Annotated in this window: 22 protein-coding genes; 12 read left to right on the top strand and 10 right to left on the bottom strand. The window is 63.7% G+C overall.

Annotated elements, in window-relative coordinates:
* Positions 1 to 130: 130 nt before the first annotated feature.
* Positions 131 to 298 (bottom strand): hypothetical protein, encoded by a 168-nt coding sequence (locus NR193_RS17650; protein WP_091575996.1) that lies wholly within the window; start codon positions 296 to 298, stop codon positions 131 to 133.
* 332 nt (positions 299 to 630) lie between these two features.
* On the opposite strand from NR193_RS17650, the gene NR193_RS17645 reads away from it, so the two are divergent.
* Positions 631 to 1,548 (top strand): SMP-30/gluconolactonase/LRE family protein, encoded by a 918-nt coding sequence (locus tag NR193_RS17645; RefSeq protein ID WP_256752053.1) that lies wholly within the window; start codon positions 631 to 633, stop codon positions 1,546 to 1,548.
* A gap of 33 nt (positions 1,549 to 1,581) precedes the next feature.
* Entirely contained in the window at positions 1,582 to 1,788 is a 207-nt protein-coding gene (locus NR193_RS17640) for a 4-oxalocrotonate tautomerase family protein (protein WP_256752052.1), read from the top strand.
* Positions 1,789 to 1,864: 76 nt separating this feature from the next.
* On the opposite strand, the gene NR193_RS17635 is transcribed toward NR193_RS17640, so the two are convergent.
* From NR193_RS17635 to NR193_RS17600, 8 genes are all read right to left on the bottom strand, one after another.
* On the bottom strand, positions 1,865 to 2,398 hold the full coding sequence (locus tag NR193_RS17635; RefSeq protein WP_256752051.1) for an NADPH-dependent FMN reductase: 534 nt from the start codon (positions 2,396 to 2,398) through the stop codon (positions 1,865 to 1,867).
* A 33-nt stretch (positions 2,399 to 2,431) separates the two neighbouring features.
* Positions 2,432 to 3,052, bottom strand: coding sequence for a pyridoxamine 5'-phosphate oxidase family protein (locus tag NR193_RS17630; RefSeq protein WP_256752050.1), 621 nt, complete (start codon positions 3,050 to 3,052; stop codon positions 2,432 to 2,434).
* A 10-nt stretch (positions 3,053 to 3,062) separates the two neighbouring features.
* Positions 3,063 to 3,728: a septation protein A gene (locus NR193_RS17625; RefSeq protein WP_256752049.1), complete on the bottom strand. Its 666-nt coding sequence runs from the start codon at positions 3,726 to 3,728 to the stop codon at positions 3,063 to 3,065.
* A gap of 61 nt (positions 3,729 to 3,789) precedes the next feature.
* Entirely contained in the window at positions 3,790 to 5,709 is a 1,920-nt protein-coding gene (ftsY, locus tag NR193_RS17620) for a signal recognition particle-docking protein FtsY (RefSeq protein WP_256752048.1), read from the bottom strand.
* 12 nt (positions 5,710 to 5,721) lie between these two features.
* Positions 5,722 to 7,050, bottom strand: a complete 1,329-nt coding sequence (gene mtaB, locus NR193_RS17615) for a tRNA (N(6)-L-threonylcarbamoyladenosine(37)-C(2))-methylthiotransferase MtaB (protein ID WP_256752047.1) — start codon at positions 7,048 to 7,050, stop codon at positions 5,722 to 5,724.
* On the bottom strand, positions 7,050 to 7,934 hold the full coding sequence (dapF, locus tag NR193_RS17610; RefSeq protein WP_256752046.1) for a diaminopimelate epimerase: 885 nt from the start codon (positions 7,932 to 7,934) through the stop codon (positions 7,050 to 7,052). Before dapF ends, mtaB begins: the two co-directional genes overlap by 1 nt.
* A gap of 72 nt (positions 7,935 to 8,006) precedes the next feature.
* Complete coding sequence (locus NR193_RS17605; RefSeq protein WP_120014473.1) at positions 8,007 to 8,168, bottom strand: DUF1328 family protein; 162 nt, start codon at positions 8,166 to 8,168, stop codon at positions 8,007 to 8,009.
* 300 nt (positions 8,169 to 8,468) lie between these two features.
* The gene (locus NR193_RS17600) at positions 8,469 to 9,524 is read right to left on the bottom strand and encodes an MBL fold metallo-hydrolase (RefSeq protein WP_256752045.1); all 1,056 of its coding nucleotides are present in this window, start codon (positions 9,522 to 9,524) and stop codon (positions 8,469 to 8,471) included.
* Positions 9,525 to 9,628: 104 nt separating this feature from the next.
* Between NR193_RS17600 and NR193_RS17595 the strand changes: the two genes are divergently transcribed.
* From NR193_RS17595 to zapE, 3 genes are all read left to right on the top strand, one after another.
* Entirely contained in the window at positions 9,629 to 10,072 is a 444-nt protein-coding gene (locus tag NR193_RS17595; protein ID WP_256752044.1) for a glyoxalase/bleomycin resistance/extradiol dioxygenase family protein, read from the top strand.
* A gap of 139 nt (positions 10,073 to 10,211) precedes the next feature.
* Entirely contained in the window at positions 10,212 to 10,751 is a 540-nt protein-coding gene (locus NR193_RS17590; RefSeq protein ID WP_256752043.1) for a protease inhibitor Inh/omp19 family protein, read from the top strand.
* Between the two features lie 88 nt (positions 10,752 to 10,839).
* Complete coding sequence (zapE, locus tag NR193_RS17585; protein ID WP_256752042.1) at positions 10,840 to 12,033, top strand: cell division protein ZapE; 1,194 nt, start codon at positions 10,840 to 10,842, stop codon at positions 12,031 to 12,033.
* 10 nt (positions 12,034 to 12,043) lie between these two features.
* Here zapE and NR193_RS17580 read toward each other — a convergent pair whose 3' ends face one another.
* Positions 12,044 to 12,472, bottom strand: coding sequence for a GNAT family N-acetyltransferase (locus NR193_RS17580; protein ID WP_256752041.1), 429 nt, complete (start codon positions 12,470 to 12,472; stop codon positions 12,044 to 12,046).
* Positions 12,473 to 12,687: 215 nt separating this feature from the next.
* Between NR193_RS17580 and mdh the strand changes: the two genes are divergently transcribed.
* From mdh to odhB, 7 genes are all read left to right on the top strand, one after another.
* Positions 12,688 to 13,656 carry a malate dehydrogenase gene (mdh, locus tag NR193_RS17575; RefSeq protein WP_256752040.1) on the top strand — a complete coding sequence of 323 codons (969 nt, stop codon included), beginning with the start codon at positions 12,688 to 12,690 and terminating at the stop codon, positions 13,654 to 13,656.
* 31 nt (positions 13,657 to 13,687) lie between these two features.
* Positions 13,688 to 14,881: an ADP-forming succinate--CoA ligase subunit beta gene (gene sucC / locus NR193_RS17570; protein WP_256752039.1), complete on the top strand. Its 1,194-nt coding sequence runs from the start codon at positions 13,688 to 13,690 to the stop codon at positions 14,879 to 14,881.
* A 4-nt stretch (positions 14,882 to 14,885) separates the two neighbouring features.
* The gene (locus NR193_RS17565; RefSeq protein WP_256752038.1) at positions 14,886 to 15,257 is read left to right on the top strand and encodes a cupin domain-containing protein; all 372 of its coding nucleotides are present in this window, start codon (positions 14,886 to 14,888) and stop codon (positions 15,255 to 15,257) included.
* 2 nt (positions 15,258 to 15,259) lie between these two features.
* Complete coding sequence (locus NR193_RS17560; protein WP_256752037.1) at positions 15,260 to 15,757, top strand: DUF1579 family protein; 498 nt, start codon at positions 15,260 to 15,262, stop codon at positions 15,755 to 15,757.
* An 11-nt stretch (positions 15,758 to 15,768) separates the two neighbouring features.
* Entirely contained in the window at positions 15,769 to 16,671 is a 903-nt protein-coding gene (sucD, locus tag NR193_RS17555; RefSeq protein ID WP_027031912.1) for a succinate--CoA ligase subunit alpha, read from the top strand.
* Positions 16,672 to 16,875: 204 nt separating this feature from the next.
* Positions 16,876 to 19,863, top strand: coding sequence for a 2-oxoglutarate dehydrogenase E1 component (locus NR193_RS17550; protein ID WP_256752036.1), 2,988 nt, complete (start codon positions 16,876 to 16,878; stop codon positions 19,861 to 19,863).
* A gap of 30 nt (positions 19,864 to 19,893) precedes the next feature.
* Positions 19,894 to 21,180 (top strand): 2-oxoglutarate dehydrogenase complex dihydrolipoyllysine-residue succinyltransferase, encoded by a 1,287-nt coding sequence (odhB, locus tag NR193_RS17545; protein WP_256752035.1) that lies wholly within the window; start codon positions 19,894 to 19,896, stop codon positions 21,178 to 21,180.
* The last annotated feature ends 5 nt before the right edge of the window (positions 21,181 to 21,185 follow it).

Here is a 21,185-nt window from a genome sequence, read left to right as displayed (position 1 = left end):
ACGAATCATCACAAAACAAGTGTTCTGCATCGCTGCCGTGCTCGAAAGTCGCGGCATGGATCCTTGGGTCTTCGCTCCGCTTCGCGCCGCTACGCCCAAGGATGACGAACGTGATAGGTCGACCGAATACTCAGCCGTAGATCTGCTTGTGGACCTGGTAGAGCATTTCCGAGCGGTCGGCGCGCATGTCGGCCAGATCGCGGCTGGAAAAGCTGTCGATTTCGGCGACGAGGCGGTTGTAGTGCTTGCGCTTGGCAATGCTGTTGCGAGCGCGGTTCATGAGATCGTTGAAGATCATAGCAAGGTTCCTTCTGTGCCGCATTCCTGGCGGCCGGTTCTTCCTCCCTTGATCAGTACGAAGCATGACATAGGATTGGTGCGTTGCAAAAAGAAGATGTTGCAATGCACCATTGCACTCAGCGCATAGCCGGTTAAGCGAGCTTAACCCGGGTTAAGTGCCCTTAACCGGGGTTAATCGCGCTTAACCGGAGTCAAGCGTCCTTGACGCGCATTGGCGCCCTCATCACGTCTGCAGGAGTTGCGGACGATTTGATGATCGATCTTGCCTTATTGATCGCCGGCTGGCTTGATCGGTGACGGTGCCGCGTTGAATGACCTGGGAGGGAAGCCATGGCCGCCGAAGACTACGAAATTCTCGATCCGCGCTTCGCGCGCCTGATCGGCACGAACGCGCATGTCAACAAGCTCTTCACCGGCTGCCAATGGGCGGAGGGGCCAGCCTGGTTCGCCGCCGGCCGCTATGTGGTCTGGTCTGATATCCCGAACAACCGCATGCTGCGCTTCGACGAGACCGACGGCCATGTCAGCGTGTTCCGTCAGCCATCGGGCAATTCCAACGGCAACACCGTCGACCGGCAGGGCCGGCTGGTCACCTGCGAGCATTCGGGCCGGCGCGTCAGCCGCACCGAGCATGATGGCTCGATCACCACCATTGCCGCGAAATGGCGTGGCAAGCGGCTGAATTCGCCCAACGACGCGGTTGTCAAGTCGGATGGATCGATCTGGTTCACCGATCCGAGCTACGGCATCGACAATGATTACGAGGGCGACAAGGCGGAGAGCGAGATCGGCGCCTGCCATGTCTACCGGGTCGATCCCGGCACCGGTGAGGTCGAAGCCGTGATCACCGACATGGTCAGGCCCAACGGCCTCGCCTTCTCGCTCGACGAGAGCAAGCTCTATGTCGCCGACACCGGCCGCACGCATGGCGCGCATGATCCTGCTCATATCCGCGTGTTCAATGTCGGCAAGGGCGGCAAGAAGGTTTCCGGCGGAAAAGTCTTCGCCGACTGCACGGCCGGACTGTTCGACGGCTTCAGGCTCGATGAGGGCGGCCGCATCTGGACCAGTGCGGCCGACGGCATCCACTGCTACGATCCGGACGGGACGCTGATCGGCAAGGTCAAGGTACCGGAGGTCACCGCCAATTGCGTGTTCGGCGGCAACAAGCTGAATTGTCTCTACATCGCCGGCACCACTTCGCTCTACATGGTCCGGCTCATGGTCAACGGCGCCAAAACGTACTGAGCTGCCGTCAACAAGATCGAAGGGGAGAAAATCATGCCATTCGTCAACATCCGCCTCGTCAAGGAAGTGATCGCGGCCGACCCCGCCGGCAAGAAGGCGGACATCGCCAAGAAGGTCACGGCGGCCATCATGGAAGCCACCGGACTGGGTAACGACGATGTCTGGGTGGTCTTCGAAGAGGTCAACGCGCGCGACTGGTACGTCGGCAAGACCGATGTCGAGACGCTGCGGAAGGGTTAGGTAGAACGCTTGATAGCCGCTGACGCTAGAGAATGGCCGAAGCCCCCCGACGACGGCGGGTGGTGGCCGTTGAGCATCAACGCGTCGCGATGAAATCCGCGAAGGCGGACAGCGCGTCGCGCATTGCCAGCACATTTGTCGGCTCCGCCAGGATGGTGTCGGTCTCCAGCGACTTCTTGCCCAGCAGCGCAATCTCGAGCGACCCGCCGTCATAAAGCGCAAACGACATGGTCCGCATGATTTCGGCCAAGGCGGCGCGGGCAAACAGCGAGCGCGGTGAGGCGTGCACCAGCATGGCCGGCTTGTCGACGGCGGCGTCGCGCGACACCAGCCAGTCGAGCCCGTTCTTCAGCCCGCCCGGAACGCCATGGGCATATTCCGGACAGGAGACAATGACGCCGTCGGCATGGGTGACGGCGTCGATCAGCGCCGAGGCTTCTTGCGGCGTCCGTTCGCCTTCCTCGTCGGGATTGAAGATCGGCAGACGGCCAAGCCCGTCATAGATGGTGACGCGACAGCCGGGCGGTGCATTCCGCGCCAGTGCGGCGACCAGGGCCGAATTGGTGGAGGCCGCCCGCAGGCTGCCGGAAATGGCAAGGAGGTTCAGCAAGGGTAAAACTCTGACGAATCGTGTCCGCGAAGACTACCACATCGTCTGCCTGTAGCTTTCGTCCAGCCAGCGGTCCGTCGCCTCGACCGAATCGGCCAGCGCCAGCTGGTCGCGCAGGATCTGGCCGAGTGTCGGCAGCGTCGAGCGGTCGTACCAGGTCTCCGGCTTCCATAGATCGGAGCGCATGAAGGCCTTGGCGCAATGCATGTACGCGGCTTTGACGGTGACCACGACGACGCTTTGCGGTTCCTTGCCGTCGACGGCCAGGCGCTCGCGCAAACCGGCGTCGATGGTGATGCGGGCGTCGCCATTGACGCGCAGCGTCTCGTTCATGCCGGGGATGAGGAAGAGCAGCCCGACCGACGGGTTGAGGAGGATGTTCTCCAGCGTGTCGAGCCGGTTGTTGCCGGGCCGGTCGGGGATGGCGATGGTCTGGTCGTCGAGCACGGCGGCGAAGCCCGGCCTGTCGCCCTTGGGAGTCACGTCGGCGTTGCCGGCGCCGTCGGACGAGCCGATCAGCACGAACGGGCTCTTGCCGATGAAGGAACGGCAATGGCCATCGAGCGCCTTCAATTCCTTGCGGATCGAGCCGTCGGTCGGGCGTGGCGTCTTGTAGATCGTCCTCAGCTCGTCGCGCGTGGTGACGAATTCCATGGCCCTCTCCCTATTTGCCGGCCTTCTCTTCCTCTGCCGGCTTTTCCTCGAGCGAATGGCGCAGGATCAGCGGCATCTGGCTGAAAGTGAAGACGAGAGTGATGGGAATCGTGCCCCAGACCTTGAAATAAAGCCAGGTTTCCTCCGAAAAATTCCGCCACATCACTTCGTTCAGCGCAGCCAGGAAAAGAAAGAACAGTCCCCAGCGGAAGGTGAGCTTGCGCCACCCTTCGGCGTCGAGGCTGAAAGCCGAATCAAAGACATAACCGAGAAGCGATCTGCCGAATGCCAGTCCGCCGAGCAGCGTCAGGCCGAACAGGGAATTGATGATCGTCGGCTTCATGTAGGCAAAGGTCTTGTCCTGCAGCCACAGCGCCAACGCCCCAAATCCGAAAACGATGATGCCCGATACCAGCGGCATGATCGGCAAGCTGCGCATCACCAGCCACGAAACGGCCAGCGACAGCGCCGTGGCCACCATGAAGAAGGCGGTGGCGATCAGCAGCGGTTCGCCCAGATGCGTCAGGATGGGGAATTTCTGGGCGAGCCACTCACCGCGAATGGTCGTGAAAAAGAACACAAGGCCCGGTCCGAGTTCGAGAGCGAATTTCAGAGCGGGGTTCAGCGTCTTGCGGCGCGGGTCGGAAAGGTCGCTTTCGAGGATAGGCGGGTTCATGGAATCTCTTTCTTACGCATAATCCGATCCAAAAAGCCTGTAACTTCTTGGGATATGCTCGTTACGCCACTCCAGCGATCGCCCTGGCGAATTCGCTTGCCGAAAAAGGTTCGAGGTCGTCGACCTGTTCGCCGACGCCGATGAAATAGACCGGCAGTTTGTGCTTTGCCGCGATCGCCACCAGAATACCGCCACGCGCCGTGCCGTCCAGCTTGGTCATCACCAGACCGTTGACGCCGGCGACATTGCGGAAGATCTCGACCTGGTTGAGCGCGTTCTGGCCGGTGGTGGCGTCGACCGTCTGCAGCACCGTGTGCGGCGCTTCCGGATCGAGCTTGCCGAGCACACGGACGATCTTTTCGAGCTCGGCCATCAGTTCGGTCTTGTTCTGCAGGCGCCCGGCGGTGTCGATGATCAGCACGTCGGAGCCGGCCTCCTTCGCCTTCTCGAAGGCGTCGTAAGCAAGACCGGCGGCATCGGCGCCGATCTTGGAGGCGATCACCGGCGATTTCGTCCGCTCGCCCCAGATCTTCAATTGCTCGATCGCGGCGGCGCGGAAGGTGTCGCCGGCGGCGAGCATCACCGACAGGCCGCCATCGGTCAGCTTGGCGGCGAGCTTGCCAATGGTGGTGGTCTTGCCGGTGCCGTTGACGCCGACCACAAGAATGACATGCGGCTTGTGCGAGAGGTCGAGCTCCAGCGGCATGGCGACGTGGGTCAGCACCTTTTCCACCTCAGCCGCCATGATGGCGCGCACTTCCGCGTCGGAGACGTCCTTGCCATAGCGGCTGGAGGCCAGGGCATCGGTGACGCGCAGCGCGGTTTCCATGCCGAGATCGGCGCGGATCAGCACGTCCTCCAGGTCCTGCAGCGTCTCCTCGTCGAGCTTGCGCTTGGTGAAGACGCCGGCGATGTTGCCGGTCAGTTCTTTCGAGGAGCGGGCGAGCCCGTCCTTCATGCGCTGGAACCACGAGCGTCTCGGCGCCGGCTCCGGCGCCTTCTGCGGTTCTGCCTTCTGTTCGACCTTCTTGGTGACGGTCACCTTGCCGGGCGCGGGCTTTGGTTCCGGTTTCGGCACGGCCTGCGGTTCGGGCGCAATCTCGGCAATGACGGGCTGCGATTCGATCGGCGCGGGCTGGCGAATGGGAGGCGCGATTTCGGCGGCGGGCGCTTCAGATACACTGGCTGGAGAAGCCGCGGCAGGCGGTGCCGCGACCTGCTCAGGTTGGCGCTGCCCCTCACCCTTACCCGTTCCGGGGCGAGCCTCGGGTCTCGCCCGTCCTTCGGACCCCCGCAAGAGGCGGGGAGAGGGGGGCGTCAGCGCTGCGGCTTCTTCTTCGACGTCTGCAGGGGCAGGCGCGGCGTCGCGTTCAGCTTCCTTCTCCCCGTCTCTATACGGGGAGAAGGTGGCGGCAGCCGGATGAGGGGCAGCGCCAAGCTGGGAAGGGATCTCTGATCGTGCCTCGACAGCAAGGGCCGGCACTTCGACCGGCGCAGGCCAAGGCTGTTGTTCCGGTTCTTCCGGCACCATCTCCGGCAGTTCCGGTCCCGGGACTGGAATCTCTTGCGGCGCCGGTTCCGGAACGCGCTCCGGCACGGCTGGCACATCAGGCTTTTCCGGTGGCGCCGGCTCTTCGGCGGGTATTTCGGGGGCCGGTGGCGCCTGCGGTTCCTCGATCGGTGTGGGCTCTGGCTGAATTTCCGGCTCGGACGGGACGATCGGTGCCGGCGCGGGCGTTGGCTCCTCGACAGGTGCCGGCTCTGGCGTGACCTCCGGCTCGGCCGGCGGTACCGGCACGGCCTCCGCCTCGGGCCGCGGCTCGTCGCGCTTCAGGAATTCCGGAACGACCTGCTCGGCCGCCGGCTTCAGCGCATCGAGCGCTTCCCATTTGATCGGCGGCAGCGGAGCGGTCTCGTCGATGCGCTCCTCGACCACCTCTTTCTTGCCAAACGAAAATATCTTCTTGAAAAAACCAGCCATGCTTTGCGTTTCTCAGGCGGCGCGGGCGGCAAGCGGCGCCGCGATCAGCCGGGCGCCGTCATGGCCGGTGATGTCAGCCTGGACGATTTCGCCCGGCGAGCCGGTGGCAAGTGCCGCCAGCGTGAAGCCTTCGGTGCGGCCGAGGCCATCGCGTTCGATCAGGATCGACTGACGCGTTCCGGCCAGCGACGACAGATGGCTGCGATACGCGGCTTCACCGGCGGCGCGCAACCGGGCGGCGCGCTGCTTGACCACTTCGCGGCGAACCTGCGGCATGCGTGCGGCGGGCGTGCCCTCGCGCGGGCTGAACGGGAAGACGTGAAGATGGGTCAGTCCGCATTCCGCGACGATCTTTTCCGAGTTCTCGAACATGTCGTCGGTCTCGGTCGGAAAGCCGGCGATGATGTCGGCGCCGAAGACGATGCCTGGGCGCAGCTTGCGCACATCCTCGCAGAAGCGGATCGACTGATCGCGCAGATGCCGGCGCTTCATGCGCTTCAGGATCATGTCGTCGCCCGACTGCAGCGACAGATGCAGATGCGGCATCAGCCGCGGCTCGGTGGCGATGGCGTCGAGCAAATCGTCGTCGGCCTCGATCGAATCGATCGACGACAGCCGCAGGCGCTTCACGTCCGGCACCTGCTTGAGGATCGTCTTCACCAGCTTGCCGAGTTTTGGCGCGCCCGGCAGGTCGGCGCCGAAGCTGGTCATGTCGACGCCGGTCAGCACGATCTCGGCATAGCCGTTGGTGCTGAGCCGCTTGACCTGCTCGACCACGGCGCCCATCGGCACCGAGCGCGAATTGCCGCGACCATAGGGAATGATGCAGAAGGTGCAGCGATGGTCGCAGCCGTTCTGCACCTGGACGAAGGCGCGCGCCCGGCCTTCGATGGCGTCGACCATGTGGCCGGCGGTCTCACGCACCGAAAAGATGTCGTTGACGCGCGCCTTCTCGGTATCGTTGACGCCGAAATCCGGCAGCGCGCGATAGGAATGCGCCTTCAGCTTCTCCTCATTGCCGAGAACGAGATCGACCTCGTCCATGGCGGCGAAACTCTGCGGCTCGGTCTGCGCGGCGCAGCCGGTGACGATGATGCGGGCAAGCGGATTGTCGCGGCGCGCCTTGCGGATCGCCTGCCTGGCCTGGCGCACGGCCTCGCCGGTGACGGCGCAGGTGTTGAAGATCACCGCGCCGCCTTCCAGCGCGCCGAGGCCGGCGGTTTCAGCCTCGCGCCGCATCACCTCGGATTCATAGGTGTTCAGCCGGCAGCCGAAGGTCACCACGTCAATTCCCTTGGAGATGGGGCCCTCGGAGACCGGGCCCTTGGACAGAGCCGACATCAGGCCGCGCTCTCGGTGTCGCGGGCCCAGATGCCGGTCGACGGATCGAAGCTGCCCGAAAATTCCCATTCGGCGGCGCCGGTCAAGATGACGTGGTCGTCGTCGCGCCATTCGACATGCAGCGTGCCACCGCCGGGGGTCAACAGGCTGACACTTCGGCCGGTCCGCTTGGTACGGGCCGCCGCAACCACCGATGCGCAGGCGGCCGAGCCGCAGGCCTTGGTCAGGCCGGCGCCGCGCTCCCAGGTGCGGATGACCATGGTTTGCGGTGAAGTAACCTGCGCGATGGTGATGTTGGCGCGCTCGGGAAACATCGGGTGGTTCTCGAGCAGCGGGCCGAAGCGGTCGAGTTCATAGGACCAGACATCGCGGTCGACCCAGAAGATGGCATGCGGATTGCCCATCGAGACGACCGAGGGCGAGTGCAGCACCGGCGCGTCGATCGGGCCGATCTGCAGCTCGATCATGCGGGTGTCGCGGAATTCCTCGGCCAGCGGGATGTCCTGCCAGCCGAAACGTGGCGTGCCCATGTCGACCGAGATCGAGCCGTCGGCATGTTCGCGTGCATTGAGGATGCCGGCGACGGTCTCGAAGGTGAAGGTCTTCTGGCCGGTCTCGGCGGCCAGCGCCTGGACGACGCAGCGCATGCCGTTGCCGCAGGCCTGCGCCCCGGAGCCGTCGGAATTCAGGATGTCGATGAAAAAGGCGGTGCCCGGCGTCCTGGCGTCGTGGATCGCCATGATCTGGTCGAAGCTGGTCGCCGCGTCGGCGTTCAGCGCGATGGCCGCAGCCGGCGTCACCCGATCAACACGGCCACGCATATCGGCGACGATGATCTCGTTGCCGATGCCGTTCATCTTGGCGAAGGGGGCCGTGCTTGCCATTGCTCCGAAAATTCCGTGTCCGTTTGGCGCTATATGGCGGAAACGGGCGGGAATTACCAGTGCGGAGCAGCTTTACGTCACCGCGAAGACGCCAAGTACCAGCAGCAGGAAGATGATGAGAACGATGCCGATGAGGATGCGCGCGCCGGTGGCGGCGGCTCCAGCCAGTGCCGGCATGCCGAGCAGGCTCGCCGCCGCGGCAACGATCAGGAGAATGATGATCCATTTGATCATGGGAATGCCTCGTAAACCGACAGATTTTGAAACCGCATGGAAACGCGGCTGTCGCGCTTGGGTTCCCGCTGGCTGCGAGGCCGATTTGGGCAGCTGTACCTAGCCCGCGATCTCGATATCGGTGGTGAAGGGCGCCGTCTTGGTGGAATTCTGGTCATGCATGAGTCGCACCGGTATTTGCCGGGCGGCAGGCCATCGTGGGAAAGATCGAGTTTGAAGAACAGTTCCCGGTTATGCGAGCGAGAAGCGACCTGAACGCTGCCAATCTTCTCGAAGGTGCGTAAATGGCCAATGCAGACTTCAGCCATGCTTTATCTCGGGTACGTCCCAGACGTCCCCGGGCCGCAAGGCGCGAAACCGCTCCTGCGGGATGCCTTGATCGTCAAGCGCCTGAGCCAGCTTTCGGACCGGCTCGTCGATCGGTTCGTCTGTGAGCTGAAAGGTGCCCCAGTGGCAGCCGGCGGCATAGGCGGCGTTGCACAGTTTCATGCCTTGCACGGCCTCCTCCGGGTTCTGGTGCTGCGGCGCCATGAACCAGCGTGGCTCATAGGCGCCGATCGGCAGGATGGCGAAGCGGAAGCCGCCATGTTTCTCAGCCATCAGCCGGTAGTTGGCGCCATCGTGGAAGCCGGTGTCGCCGGCGAAGTAGATCTTGCCGCCCGATGTCTCGATGACGAAGCCGGCCCACAGGGCCATGCATCGGTCGCGGGTGCCGCGCGCCGACCAGTGATGCACCGGCTCGACATGGATGGCGACGCCATCATGGGTGTCGACCCTGTCGCCCCAGTCATGTGCCGACAGCCGCATGCCGGGCACGGCGCCGTCGATGAGGACGTCGTTGCCGAGGGGCGTCAGTACCAGCGGGTCGTGCTTTGCCTTGAGCCGCTTCAAAGTCGCGAGGTCGAGATGGTCGTAATGATTATGGCTGACCAGCACGAGGTCGATCGGCGGCAGTTGGACGAAGGCGATGCCCGGCGGACTGACGCGTTTTGGTCCGAGGAAGGAAAACGGCGACGTGCGTTGCGACCAGACCGGATCCGTGAGGATGTTCAGGCCGGCGGTCTGGACGAGCAGCGAGGAATGGCCGACCATCGTCACCCTCAGATCGGAGCCTTCGACCCTTTCCACGGGATCTGCCTGCTGAAACGAACTCGGATCGGCCGCCGGCCATTTCGAGCGCCCACCGCTCAACCGCCATTTCAGCAGGTCGGCGAAGCGCCCTGGCGGCTGGCCGTCGGGGTTGAAGAACAAGGTGCCGTCGAAATGATCGCTTGGCGGGCCGCTGTAGTAGCGATTGGCGGCTGTCTTTTTCGCGGCCAATGTTGCGGCTCCGGCGGGTTTGCGTTTGCTAGACATAGGCCCTGCGCCGGCTGGCGCAAGCAATTGGTTCTCTAATGCCAAGGGCCGGGAGGCCGGCTCGGCTAGGATCGCCAGGGACCGGGGAGCGGGAGGACGACGCCATGGCGATGAAACGGACGAAGACCCCATGGATGAAGGCCGAGGATTTCGGCCGCTCGTTACCGCGCGGGATCGGCGTCAACCTGTTGGTGCGCGACATGGTGGCCATGGAAGCCTTCTGCCGCGACGTGCTTGGCGCGCGGGTGATCTACGCCGATGAGGATTTCGCGGCGATCGAGCTGCTGGGATCGGTGTTCATGCTGCATGCCGACCATTCCTATCTCGACAACCCGATGACCGGGATTATCGTCGGCAGCGAAACACGCGGGGCCGGGATAGAGTTGCGCCTCTACGGCGCCGATCCCGATGCGATCGAGACGGCGGCACGGGATCACGGCCACATCGTGCTGGCAGGCGCGCTCGACAAGCCGCATGGCTTGCGCGAAAGCTATATCGTCGGACCTGACGGATATGTGTTCGTGCCGAGCGCGCGCCTGGCCGGGTGATTGCGATAAATTTGCAACAAATGTTGCCGCAAACCGTATTTTAACCATATCGGGTTGAAATTTCGCCACCTTCTCCATCTTGGTGGAGGTGAGATTGCGCGGACGGCATCCCCCCAAGCCGGATCCGACGGAGGTTGGAATGACTTTTTCGAAAATCGGCCTGGTGGCCGTATCGCTGGCGGCGCTCGTTGCGAGCGGCTGCTCGACCTCACGGTTCTCGTCAATGGATGACCAGCAGCCCGCGCCGCTGCAGCCGGCCCCGGCCGGCCAGGTGACGGCGAATCAGCTGCCGCCGCCGGCCTCACCCGGCACCACCGATCCGTCGCAGTTCCCGACCGCGCCGGCGAATTCGCAGGTTGCGTCCTTGCCGCCGGACGGCTCGGCTCCCGCCGGAGCCTCGGATCTGACCGCGGCAAGCGTCGCCGGCGTCTGGAACGCCAGCGTTTCGGGCCAGACCTGCAAGGTGGCGACGCCGCAGACCAAATTCGGCGCCGGCTTCCGCGCCGGACCGCTGCACTGCCCGGCGCCAATCGACGGCATCAAGTCGTGGAACGTCGCCGGCAAGCAGCTGACACTCTATGACGAGAATGGCGGCACGCTGGCACGGCTCTATTCCTCTGGCGGTTCGAAATTCGACGGCCAGACTTCCAACGGTCAGCCGATTTCGCTTACAAGATAAGTCTGACCCGCCTCTTATGTTTTTACGCAATTCCGGATGGAAAACCGCTTACTACTTTTCCTGGAATTGCTCGACAACGACGTGACCGATGCATCTGCGTGACGGCCTCCAGACCCATGCGACCGTCAGGCAGCGCTATGACCATCTGGTCGAGACGGGCGCGATCGAACGCGACCCGGCGCAGGAACGGATCGCCGCCGCGCTCGACCGGCTGATCGACGAGATCTCGGCAAAGCGGCTGGCGCACAAATCCAGTGCGCTGGGCTGGCTGTTTGCCCGCAAGCGCGAGACACATGAGGCGGTCAAGGGCCTCTACATCCACGGTGGCGTTGGCCGCGGCAAGACCATGCTGATGGACATGTTCTTCGAGCTACTGCCGGTGCGCCGCAAGCGCCGTGTCCACTTCAACGACTTCATGGCCGATGTGCAGGACCGTATCCAGAAGCACCGGCAGGCGCGCAAGAATGGCGACGTCAAGGAGGACGATCCGATCCCGCCCGTGGCCAAGGCCCTCGCCGAGCAGGCCTGGGTGCTGTGCTTCGACGAGTTCTCGGTCACCGACATTGCCGATGCGATGATCCTGTCGCGGCTGTTTTCGGCGCTGTTCGCCAGCGGCGTGGTGCTGGTCGCGACCTCGAACGTGGCGCCGGAAAATCTCTATGGCGACGGGCTGAACCGCCAGCTTTTCCTGCCGTTCATAGGCATCCTGGAGCGGCACACGCATGTGCTGTCGCTCGACACCGACAAGGACTACCGGCTGGAAAAGCTTGCCCGCACACCGATCTATGTCACGCCGGCCGATGCCGACGCCGACCAGGCGCTCGACGAGGCGTGGCAGGCCATGACGTACGGTGCGCCGACGGCCGAGGCGTCGCTGACCGTCAAGGGCCGGCATGTGATGATCCCGCGCGCTGCCGGCGGCGCGGCACGCTTCTCTTTCGCCGATCTTTGCGAAAAGCCGCTCGGGGCACGCGACTACCTGGCCATTGCCGGCCGGTTCTCGACCATCTTCATCGACCACGTGCCGGTGCTGGGCGAAGGCAAGCGCAACGAGGCCAAGCGCTTCATCCTCTTGATCGACACGCTCTACGATCATCATGTGCGCCTGGTGATGAGCGCCGAGGCCCCGCCGCAGCAGCTTTACGTGGCCAAGCGGGGCGTCGAGGTGTTCGAGTTCGAGCGCACGGCATCACGATTGATCGAGATGCAGAGCCGCGACTGGCTGGAAGATTGGGCCGAGCGGCAGAAGGCGAAGGCGCTGCCGGAGGCGCAGCAGGCATAAGCCTGAGTGCCTAAAGCTCATACACATACATGACGAACTCTTCCGCCGGCCCATGCGGCTCCTTGCGCGCTTCGTAGAGCGCGCGGGCGGCAACGTTGTCGGGCTCGGTGCCGACCCAGGCCTCCTCGCAGCCGTGCTCCCTGCCGATCGCGAACATCGCGTCGAGCATCTTGCGCGCGATGCCCTGGCGCTGGAAGGCCGGCGAAACGCCGACCTCGTCGACATAGAGTTCGCTGACCTTGTCGGGATGGCGATGGATGACGGCGGCGCATTGACCGACGACCACGCCATCGGCCAGCGCCACGATCATGAAATGGCCGGGTTCGGCGAGGTAGGCTGCCAGCCGATCCGGCCTGACGGGCGCGTCGAACACATCGTCGGCGATCTTCATCACAAGGGCGTCATCGCCCGCCTCAAGCCTTATGATTTCCATCTTCATCGTGTAAATACTCCCAAGTCGGCTTATGAATTTTGACGTTTACGTAAATCCCAAACACTCTAACCGATTGAAAATGCTCACTCCAAAATAATCGTTTGAATTTATCGCGCACCGGAGCTATTGGGTGCGGCGAAATCTCGCGGGTCCCCGCAACATTCCGGCCTCTTCCTCGACGCCGTATGGCGCCGTCACAGACAAAGGGAAAACATCCTCACATGGCACGCAACAAGATAGCGCTTATCGGCTCTGGCATGATCGGCGGCACGCTCGCCCACATGATCGGCCTCAAGGATCTCGGCGACGTGGTGCTGTTCGATATTGCCGAGGGCATTCCGCAAGGCAAGGGGCTCGATATCGCGCAGTCGTCGCCTGTCGACGGGTTCGATTCCAGGCTGACCGGCGTCAACGACTATGCCGGCATCGAGGGCGCCGACGTCTGCATCGTCACCGCCGGCGTGCCGCGCAAACCCGGCATGAGCCGCGACGACCTCCTGGGCATCAACCTGAAGGTCATGGAACAGGTCGGCGCCGGCCTGAAGAAATACGCGCCGAAGGCGTTCGTCATCTGCATCACCAATCCGCTCGACGCCATGGTCTGGGCGCTGCAGAAGTTTTCCGGCCTGCCGAAGAGCCATGTCGTCGGCATGGCCGGCGTGCTCGACAGCGCGCGCTTCCGCTATTTCCTGGCCGAGGAGTTCAAGGTCTCGGTCGAGGACGTCACCGCCTTCGTGCTCGGCGGCCATGGTGATTCCATGGTGCCGATGATCCGCTATTCGACGGTATCCGGCATTCCGCTGCCAGACCTCGTCAAGATGGGCTGGACCTCGAAGGAAAAGCTCGACCAGATCGTCCAGCGCACCCGCGACGGCGGCGCCGAGATCGTCGGCCTGCTCAAGACCGGCTCGGCCTATTACGCGCCGGCCGCCTCGGCAATTTCCATGGCGGAAGCCTATCTCAAGGACAAGAAGCGCGTGCTGCCCTGCGCGGCGTTCCTCTCCGGCCAGTATGGCGTCAAGAACACCTATGTCGGTGTTCCCGTGGTGATCGGTGCCGGTGGCGTCGAGCGCATCATCGAGATTGACCTCAACAAGAGCGAGCAGAAGATGTTCGACTCCTCGGTGGCGACGGTGCAGGGCCTGACCGAGGCCTGCGTCAAGATCGCCCCGCATCTCGCCTCGAAGTGAACCTCCAGTAAGTGACCCGGAGACAATCCAGATGAACATCCATGAATATCAGGGCAAGGCGCTGCTGAAGACTTTCGGCGCGCCGGTGGCCGAAGGCGTGCCGGTGTTCAAGGCGAGCGAGGCGGAAGCCGCCGCCAAGGCGTTGCCCGGTCCGCTCTATGTGGTGAAGAGCCAGATCCATGCCGGCGGCCGCGGCAAGGGCAAATTCAAGGAGCTCGGCCCCGACGCCAAGGGCGGCGTGCGGCTGGCGAAGTCGGTGGCCGAAGTGGTCGCCAACGCCAACGAGATGCTCGGCCACACGCTGGTGACCAAGCAGACCGGTCCGGCCGGCAAGCAGGTCAACCGCCTCTACATCGAGGACGGCGCCGATATCGATCGCGAGCTCTATCTGTCGATCCTGGTCGACCGCTCGGTCGGCCGCGTTGCCTTCGTCGTTTCGACCGAAGGCGGCATGGACATCGAGGCGGTCGCGCATGACACGCCGGAAAAGATCATCACCGTCGCCATCGATCCGGAAAAGGGCGTCACGGCAGCCGATCTGAAGGCGCTCAACGGCGCGCTGAAGCTCGACGGCGACGCTGCCAAGGACGGCAACACGCTGTTCCCGATCCTCTACAAGGCCTTCGTCGAGAAGGACATGAGCCTGCTCGAGGTCAACCCGTTGATTGTCATGAAGAACGGCCGGCTGCGCGTGCTCGACGCGAAAGTGTCGTTCGACAACAACGCGCTGTTCCGTCACCCCGACGTGCTCGAACTGCGCGACACCACCGAAGAGGACGAGAAGGAGATCGAGGCGTCGAAATACGACCTCGCCTATGTCGCGCTCGACGGCAATATCGGCTGCATGGTCAATGGCGCCGGCCTTGCCATGGCGACGATGGACATCATCAAGCTCTATGGCGCCGAACCCGCCAACTTCCTCGATGTCGGCGGTGGCGCGTCCAAGGAGAAGGTGACGGCGGCGTTCAAGATCATCACCAAGGATCCGGCGGTCAAGGGCATCCTGATCAACATCTTCGGCGGCATCATGAAGTGCGACATCATCGCCGAGGGCGTCATTGCCGCGGTCAAGGAAGTCGGCCTGACGGTGCCGCTGGTGGTGCGCCTGGAAGGCACCAATGCCGAGCTCGGCAAGAAGATCATCAACGACAGCGGCCTGAACGTGGTGTCGGCCGACGACCTCGACGATGCGGCCAAGAAGATCGTGGCGGCGGTGAAGGGCTGATCTGGTGCCTCCGCACAAGATAAACCTGGTCGAGGCGGCGGATGCGAAGATCAAGAAGGTCTTCGATCCGCATATCGCCGGTGACGTGAATGACAGCCAAGCGAAGGTCGCAAAGTTTGGCAAGGTCTTCGACTGGCACGCGCATGAGAACGAGGACGAAGCTTTTCTCGTGCTGCGCGGCCGCATCGCCATCGATTTTCGCGACGGTCCGGTCGAACTCGGGGAGGGCGACTTCATCGTCGTGCCGCGTGGCGTCGAGCATCGGCCACGCTCGCTGACCTCGGAGCCGGTGGTGCTGATGTTCGAGCCGGCGACGACGCTCAACACCGGCAACGCCAAGAGCGACCTCACCGTCGCCGACCTGAAGCGGCTCTGACCATGAATGCGGCGCCCTTCTCTTCGCTTTCGGCCGATCACCAGCGCCTGCAGGCGCTGGTCGGCGCGTGGCGTGGCGAGGAAGTGCTGGCGGCCACACAATGGACCGATGCTGGCGCCGCGGCCGCCGAAGTGCTGGCTGCGGCCGAATTCGGCGGCCTGTTCGTGGTGCAGCGCTATCGTCAGCGCCGCGATGGCACGATTTCGTTCGGCTCGCACAACGTCTTCGGTTTCGACCAGCCGAACAGTCTCGTCACCATGCACCAGTTCGATTCGATAGGCTTTGTGCCGGCCGCACCCGCCACCGGCGCGTGGAACGGCAGAGAACTGGTGTTGATGAGGTCGTCGCCACGCGGATCGGCCCGTGTCACCTACACTTTCGATACAGACAGCAACTATCGCATGCGGCTGGAGTTCCAGCCGGTCGGCAGCGACATTTGGCAAGACATGGTGAGCGGCGTCTACCAGCGCGTTTCACCTTCCTCGATCAACGGTTTTTAAAAAGGGCTCCCATGTCCATTCTCGTCGACAAGAACACCAAGGTGCTGGTGCAGGGCCTGACCGGCAAGACCGGCACGTTCCATACCGAACAGGCGCTGGCCTATCACGGGACCAAGATGGTCGGCGGCATCCATCCGAAGAAGGGTGGCGAGACCTGGACCGGCTCGAAGGGCGAGAGCCTGCCGATCTTCGCCACCGTCGCCGAGGGCAAGGCAAAGACCGGCGCCAACGCCTCCGTCGTCTATGTGCCGCCGGCGGGTGCCGCCGAAGCGATCCTGGAAGCGATCGAGGCCGAGATCCCGTTGATCATCTGCATCACCGAGGGCATTCCGGTGATGGACATGATCAAGGTCAAGGCCAGGCTCGACCGCTCGACCTCGCGGCTGATCGGTCCGAACTGCCCGGGCGTGCTCACCCCCAACGAATGCAAGATCGGCATCATGCCCGGCAACATCTTCCGCAAGGGTTCGGTGGGCGTTGTTTCGCGCTCGGGAACGCTTACCTATGAGGCTGTGTTCCAGACCACCAATGTCGGCCTCGGCCAGACCACCGCCGTCGGCATTGGCGGCGACCCCGTCAAGGGCACCGAGTTCATCGACGTGCTCGAGATGTTCCTCGCCGACGACGAGACCAAGTCGATCATCATGATCGGCGAGATCGGCGGTTCGGCCGAGGAGGACGCCGCGCAGTTCCTCAAGGACGAAGCCAAGCGTGGCCGCAAGAAGCCGATGGCCGGCTTCATTGCCGGGCGCACGGCGCCGGCCGGCCGCACCATGGGCCACGCGGGCGCGGTCATCTCCGGCGGCAAGGGCGGCGCCGAGGACAAGATCGCGGCGATGGAATCGGCCGGCATCAAGGTTTCGCCCTCGCCGGCCCGTCTCGGCACGACGCTGGTCGAGGCGATCAAGGGGTGAGAAACGATCGGCCGCTGGCCGACGAAAAGCCAATGGCTTGGCTTTTCGAGTTTTGAGCGCCCGGAGCGAAAGCGAAGGGCCGGAAATGGAATGAAGGCTGGCGGCGGTTCGTTGGCTTTGAGGGGAACAAGGACGGGTGAACCGTTCGACATCGCGGCAATGCCGCAAACGTAAGGAGACGGAGCACGGGCTCCGCTAAGTGACATGGCAAGACAAGATCAGGCCAACGACCAATTTTCGCTCACCTCTTTCCTGTATGGCGGCAACGCCGACTATATCGACGCGCTCTATGCCGCCTATGAGGACGATCCCGCCTCGGTCAATCCCGAATGGCAGGAGTTCTTCGCCGGGCTGAAGGACGACGCCGGCGACGTGCGCAAGAACGCCAAGGGCGCTTCCTGGGCCAAGCCATCCTGGCCGCTGCAGGCCAATGGCGAGCTGGTGTCGGCGCTCGACGGCAACTGGGGCATCGTCGAGAAGCACCTGGAGAAGAAGGTCAAGGACAAGGCCGTCGTCAACGGCATCGCCCTTTCCGACGCCGACGTGCACCAGGCGACGCGCGATTCCGTGCGCGCCATCATGATGATCCGCGCCTACCGCATGCGCGGCCATCTGCACGCCAATCTCGACCCGCTCGGCATCGCCAAGCCGCTCGAGGACTACAACGAATTGTCGCCGGAGAATTACGGCTTCACCGAAGCCGACTATGACCGGCCGATCTTCCTCGACAATGTGCTCGGGCTCGAATTCGGCACCGTCCGGCAGATGCTGGAGATCCTGACCCGCACCTATTGCTCGACGCTCGGCGTCGAGTTCATGCACATCTCCGATCCCGAGGAAAAGGCCTGGATCCAGGCGCGCATCGAGGGCGCCGACAAGGAGATCACCTTCACCGCGACCGGCAAGAAGGCGATCCTGCAGAAGCTGATTGAATCCGAAGGTTTCGAGCAGTTCGCCGACATCAAGTACAAGGGCACCAAGCGTTTCGGCCTCGATGGCAGTGAAGCGCTGATCCCGGCGCTGGAGCAGATCATCAAGCGCGGCGGCCAGCTCGGCATGAAGGAGATCGTGCTCGGCATGGCGCATCGCGGCCGGCTGAACGTGCTTTCCCAGGTGATGGCCAAGCCGCACCGCGCCATCTTCCATGAGTTCAAGGGCGGCTCGGCCGCCCCCGACGAGGTCGAAGGTTCGGGCGACGTCAAGTACCATCTCGGCGCCTCGTCGGACCGCGAGTTCGACGGCAACAAGGTGCATCTGTCGCTGACCGCCAACCCCTCGCATCTGGAAATCGTCGATCCGGTGGTGATGGGCAAGGCGCGCGCCAAGCAGGACTATCTGTTCGGCCGCAGCCGCGAGGAGATCGTGCCGCTGGAGGAGCGCGCCAAGGTGCTGCCGCTCTTGCTGCATGGCGACGCCGCCTTCGCCGGCCAGGGCGTGATTGCCGAAATCCTCGGCCTGTCGGGGCTGCGCGGCCACCGCGTCGCCGGCACGCTGCATTTCATCATCAACAACCAGATCGGCTTCACCACCAATCCCCGCTTCTCGCGCTCGTCGCCCTATCCGTCCGACGTCGCCAAGATGATCGAGGCGCCGATCTTCCACGTCAACGGCGACGATCCGGAAGCGGTGGTCCATGCCACCAAGGTGGCGATCGAATTCCGCATGAAGTTCCACAAGCCGGTGGTGGTGGACATGTTCTGCTACCGCCGCTTCGGCCATAATGAGGGCGACGAGCCGGCCTTCACCCAGCCGATCATGTATCGCAACATCCGCACCCACAAGACGACGGTGCAGATCTATGCCGACCGCCTGATTGCCGAAGGCCACATCACCCAGGCCGAATTCGACAAGATGAAGGCGGACTGGCGGGCGCATCTGGAATCGGAGTGGGAAGTCGGCCAGCACTACAAGCCCAACAAGGCCGACTGGCTCGACGGCGCCTGGTCGGGCTTGCGCACGGCCGACAACCAGGACGAAACGCGGCGCGGCAAGACCGCCGTGCCGGTCAAGACGCTGAAGGAAATCGGCAAGAAGCTGACCGAGGTGCCGAAGGATTTCGAGGCGCACAAGACGATCATCCGGTTTCTCGAGAATCGTCGCCAGGCGATCGAGTCGGGCGAAGGCATCGACTGGTCGACGGCCGAGGCGCTGGCCTTCGGTGCCATCCTGCTCGATGGCAACCCGATCCGGCTGTCGGGCCAGGATTCCGAACGCGGCACCTTCTCGCAGCGCCATTCCGTGCTCTACGACCAGCGCGACGAAACCCGCTACATCCCGCTCAACAACCTGTCCGCCGCGCAGGCCGGCTACGAAGTCATCAACTCGATGCTGTCGGAAGAGGCGGTGCTCGGTTTCGAATATGGCTACAGCCTTGCCGAGCCGAAGGCGCTGACGCTGTGGGAAGCGCAGTTCGGCGACTTCGCCAACGGCGCCCAGGTGGTGTTCGACCAGTTCATCTCGTCGGGCGAGCGCAAGTGGCTCAGAATGTCGGGCCTCGTCTGCCTGCTGCCGCATGGCTATGAAGGCCAGGGGCCGGAACATTCCTCGGCGCGGCTGGAGCGTTTCCTGCAGCTTTGCGCCGAAGACAACATGCAAGTGGCCAACTGCACGACGCCGGCCAACTACTTCCACATCCTGCGCCGGCAGTTGAAGCGGGACTTCCGCAAGCCGCTGATCCTGATGACGCCAAAGTCACTGCTGCGCCACAAGCGGGCGGTGTCGACGCTGCCGGAAATTTCCGGCGAGAGTTCGTTCCACCGGCTTTTGTGGGACGACGCCCAGCTGCTCCCCGGCCAGGCGATCAAGCTGGTCAAGGATTCGAAGATCCGTCGCGTCGTGCTGTGCTCGGGCAAGGTCTACTACGACCTCTACGAAGAGCGCGAGAAACGCGGCATCAACGATATCTACCTGCTGCGCGTCGAACAGCTCTATCCGTTCCCGGCCAAGGCGCTGATCACGGAACTGTCGCGCTTCCGCAACGCCGAGATGGTGTGGTGCCAGGAGGAGCCCAAGAACATGGGCGCCTGGTCGTTCATCGACCCGTATCTGGAGTGGGTGCTGGCGCATATCGATGCCAAGCATCAGCGGGTGCGCTACACCGGCCGTCCGGCTGCCGCGTCGCCGGCGACCGGACTCATGTCCAAGCACCTTGCCCAGCTCGCCGCCCTGCTCGAAGACGCGCTCGGCGAATAAACAGAACCCGACAAGAAACGGACAGGCACAATGGCTACCGAAATCCGCGTTCCCACTCTCGGCGAATCCGTCACCGAAGCGACCATCGGCAAATGGTTCAAGAAGGTGGGCGACGCCATTGCCGCCGACGAGCCCCTGGTCGAGCTCGAGACCGACAAGGTGACGGTGGAGGTGCCGGCCGCCGCCGCAGGCACGCTGAGCGAAATCACCGCCAAGGAAGGTGAGACGGTCGGCGTCGGCGCTTTGCTGGGTTCGATTTCGGCTGGCGGGGACGCCGCCGCACCAGCGACCAAGCCGCAAGCGGTGTCGCAGGCCTCCAGCCCCGACGCGGCGTCCACCGTCAAGCAGGCGGCGGTCGAAACCGCCAAGATCGCCGGTGACGCCGGCGCGGTCGAACCGCGCGGCATGCCGCCGGCGCCGGCGGCGGCGAAGCTGATCGCCGAGAACAATCTGGCGGTCGACCAACTCTCCGGCTCGGGCAAGCGTGGCCAGGTGCTGAAGGGCGATGTGCTCGACGCGATCGCCAAGGGCGCGCCGTCGCAGCCGGCCGAAACGCCCAAGGCGGCACCGGCGCCCGCACCGGTCACTGTCCGTGCGCCGTCCTCGGGCGACGATGCATCGCGCGAGGAGCGTGTGCGCATGACCAAGCTGCGCCAGACGATCGCGCGACGCCTCAAGGAAGCGCAGTCGACCGCCGCCATGCTGACCACCTTCAACGAGGTCGACATGTCAGCGGTGATGGCGCTCAGGACCAAATACAAGGATGTGTTCGAGAAGAAGCACGGCGTGAAGCTCGGCTTCATGGGCTTCTTCACCAAGGCGGTGACGCATGCGCTGAAGGAAATCCCCTCGGTCAACGCCGAGATCGACGGCACCGACATTATCTTCAAGAACTACGCGCATATCGGCGTCGCGGTCGGCACCGAAAAGGGCCTCGTCGTGCCTGTCGTGCGCAACGCCGACCAGATGTCGATCGCCGAGATCGAGAAGGATATCGGCCGGCTGGGCATCGCCGCGCGCGACGGCAAGCTGTCGGTCGCGGATATGCAGGGCGGCACGTTCACGATTTCCAATGGCGGCGTCTATGGCTCGCTGATGTCGACGCCGATCCTCAATGCGCCGCAGTCGGGTATTCTCGGCATGCACAAGATCCAGGAGCGGCCTGTGGTGGTCGGTGGCCAGATCGTGATCCGGCCGATGATGTATCTGGCGCTCAGCTACGATCACCGCATCGTCGACGGCAAGGAAGCGGTGACCTTCCTGGTGCGCGTAAAGGAGAGCCTGGAGGATCCGGAGCGGCTGGTGCTCGATCTCTAGGGTTG

Origin of the sequence: Mesorhizobium sp. Mes31 (assembly GCF_024519675.1) — a bacterium.
GTDB lineage: Bacteria > Pseudomonadota > Alphaproteobacteria > Rhizobiales > Rhizobiaceae > Mesorhizobium.
The sequence above is the reverse complement of the archived record's forward strand: the minus strand, read 5'-3'. Positions and strand labels throughout refer to the sequence as shown.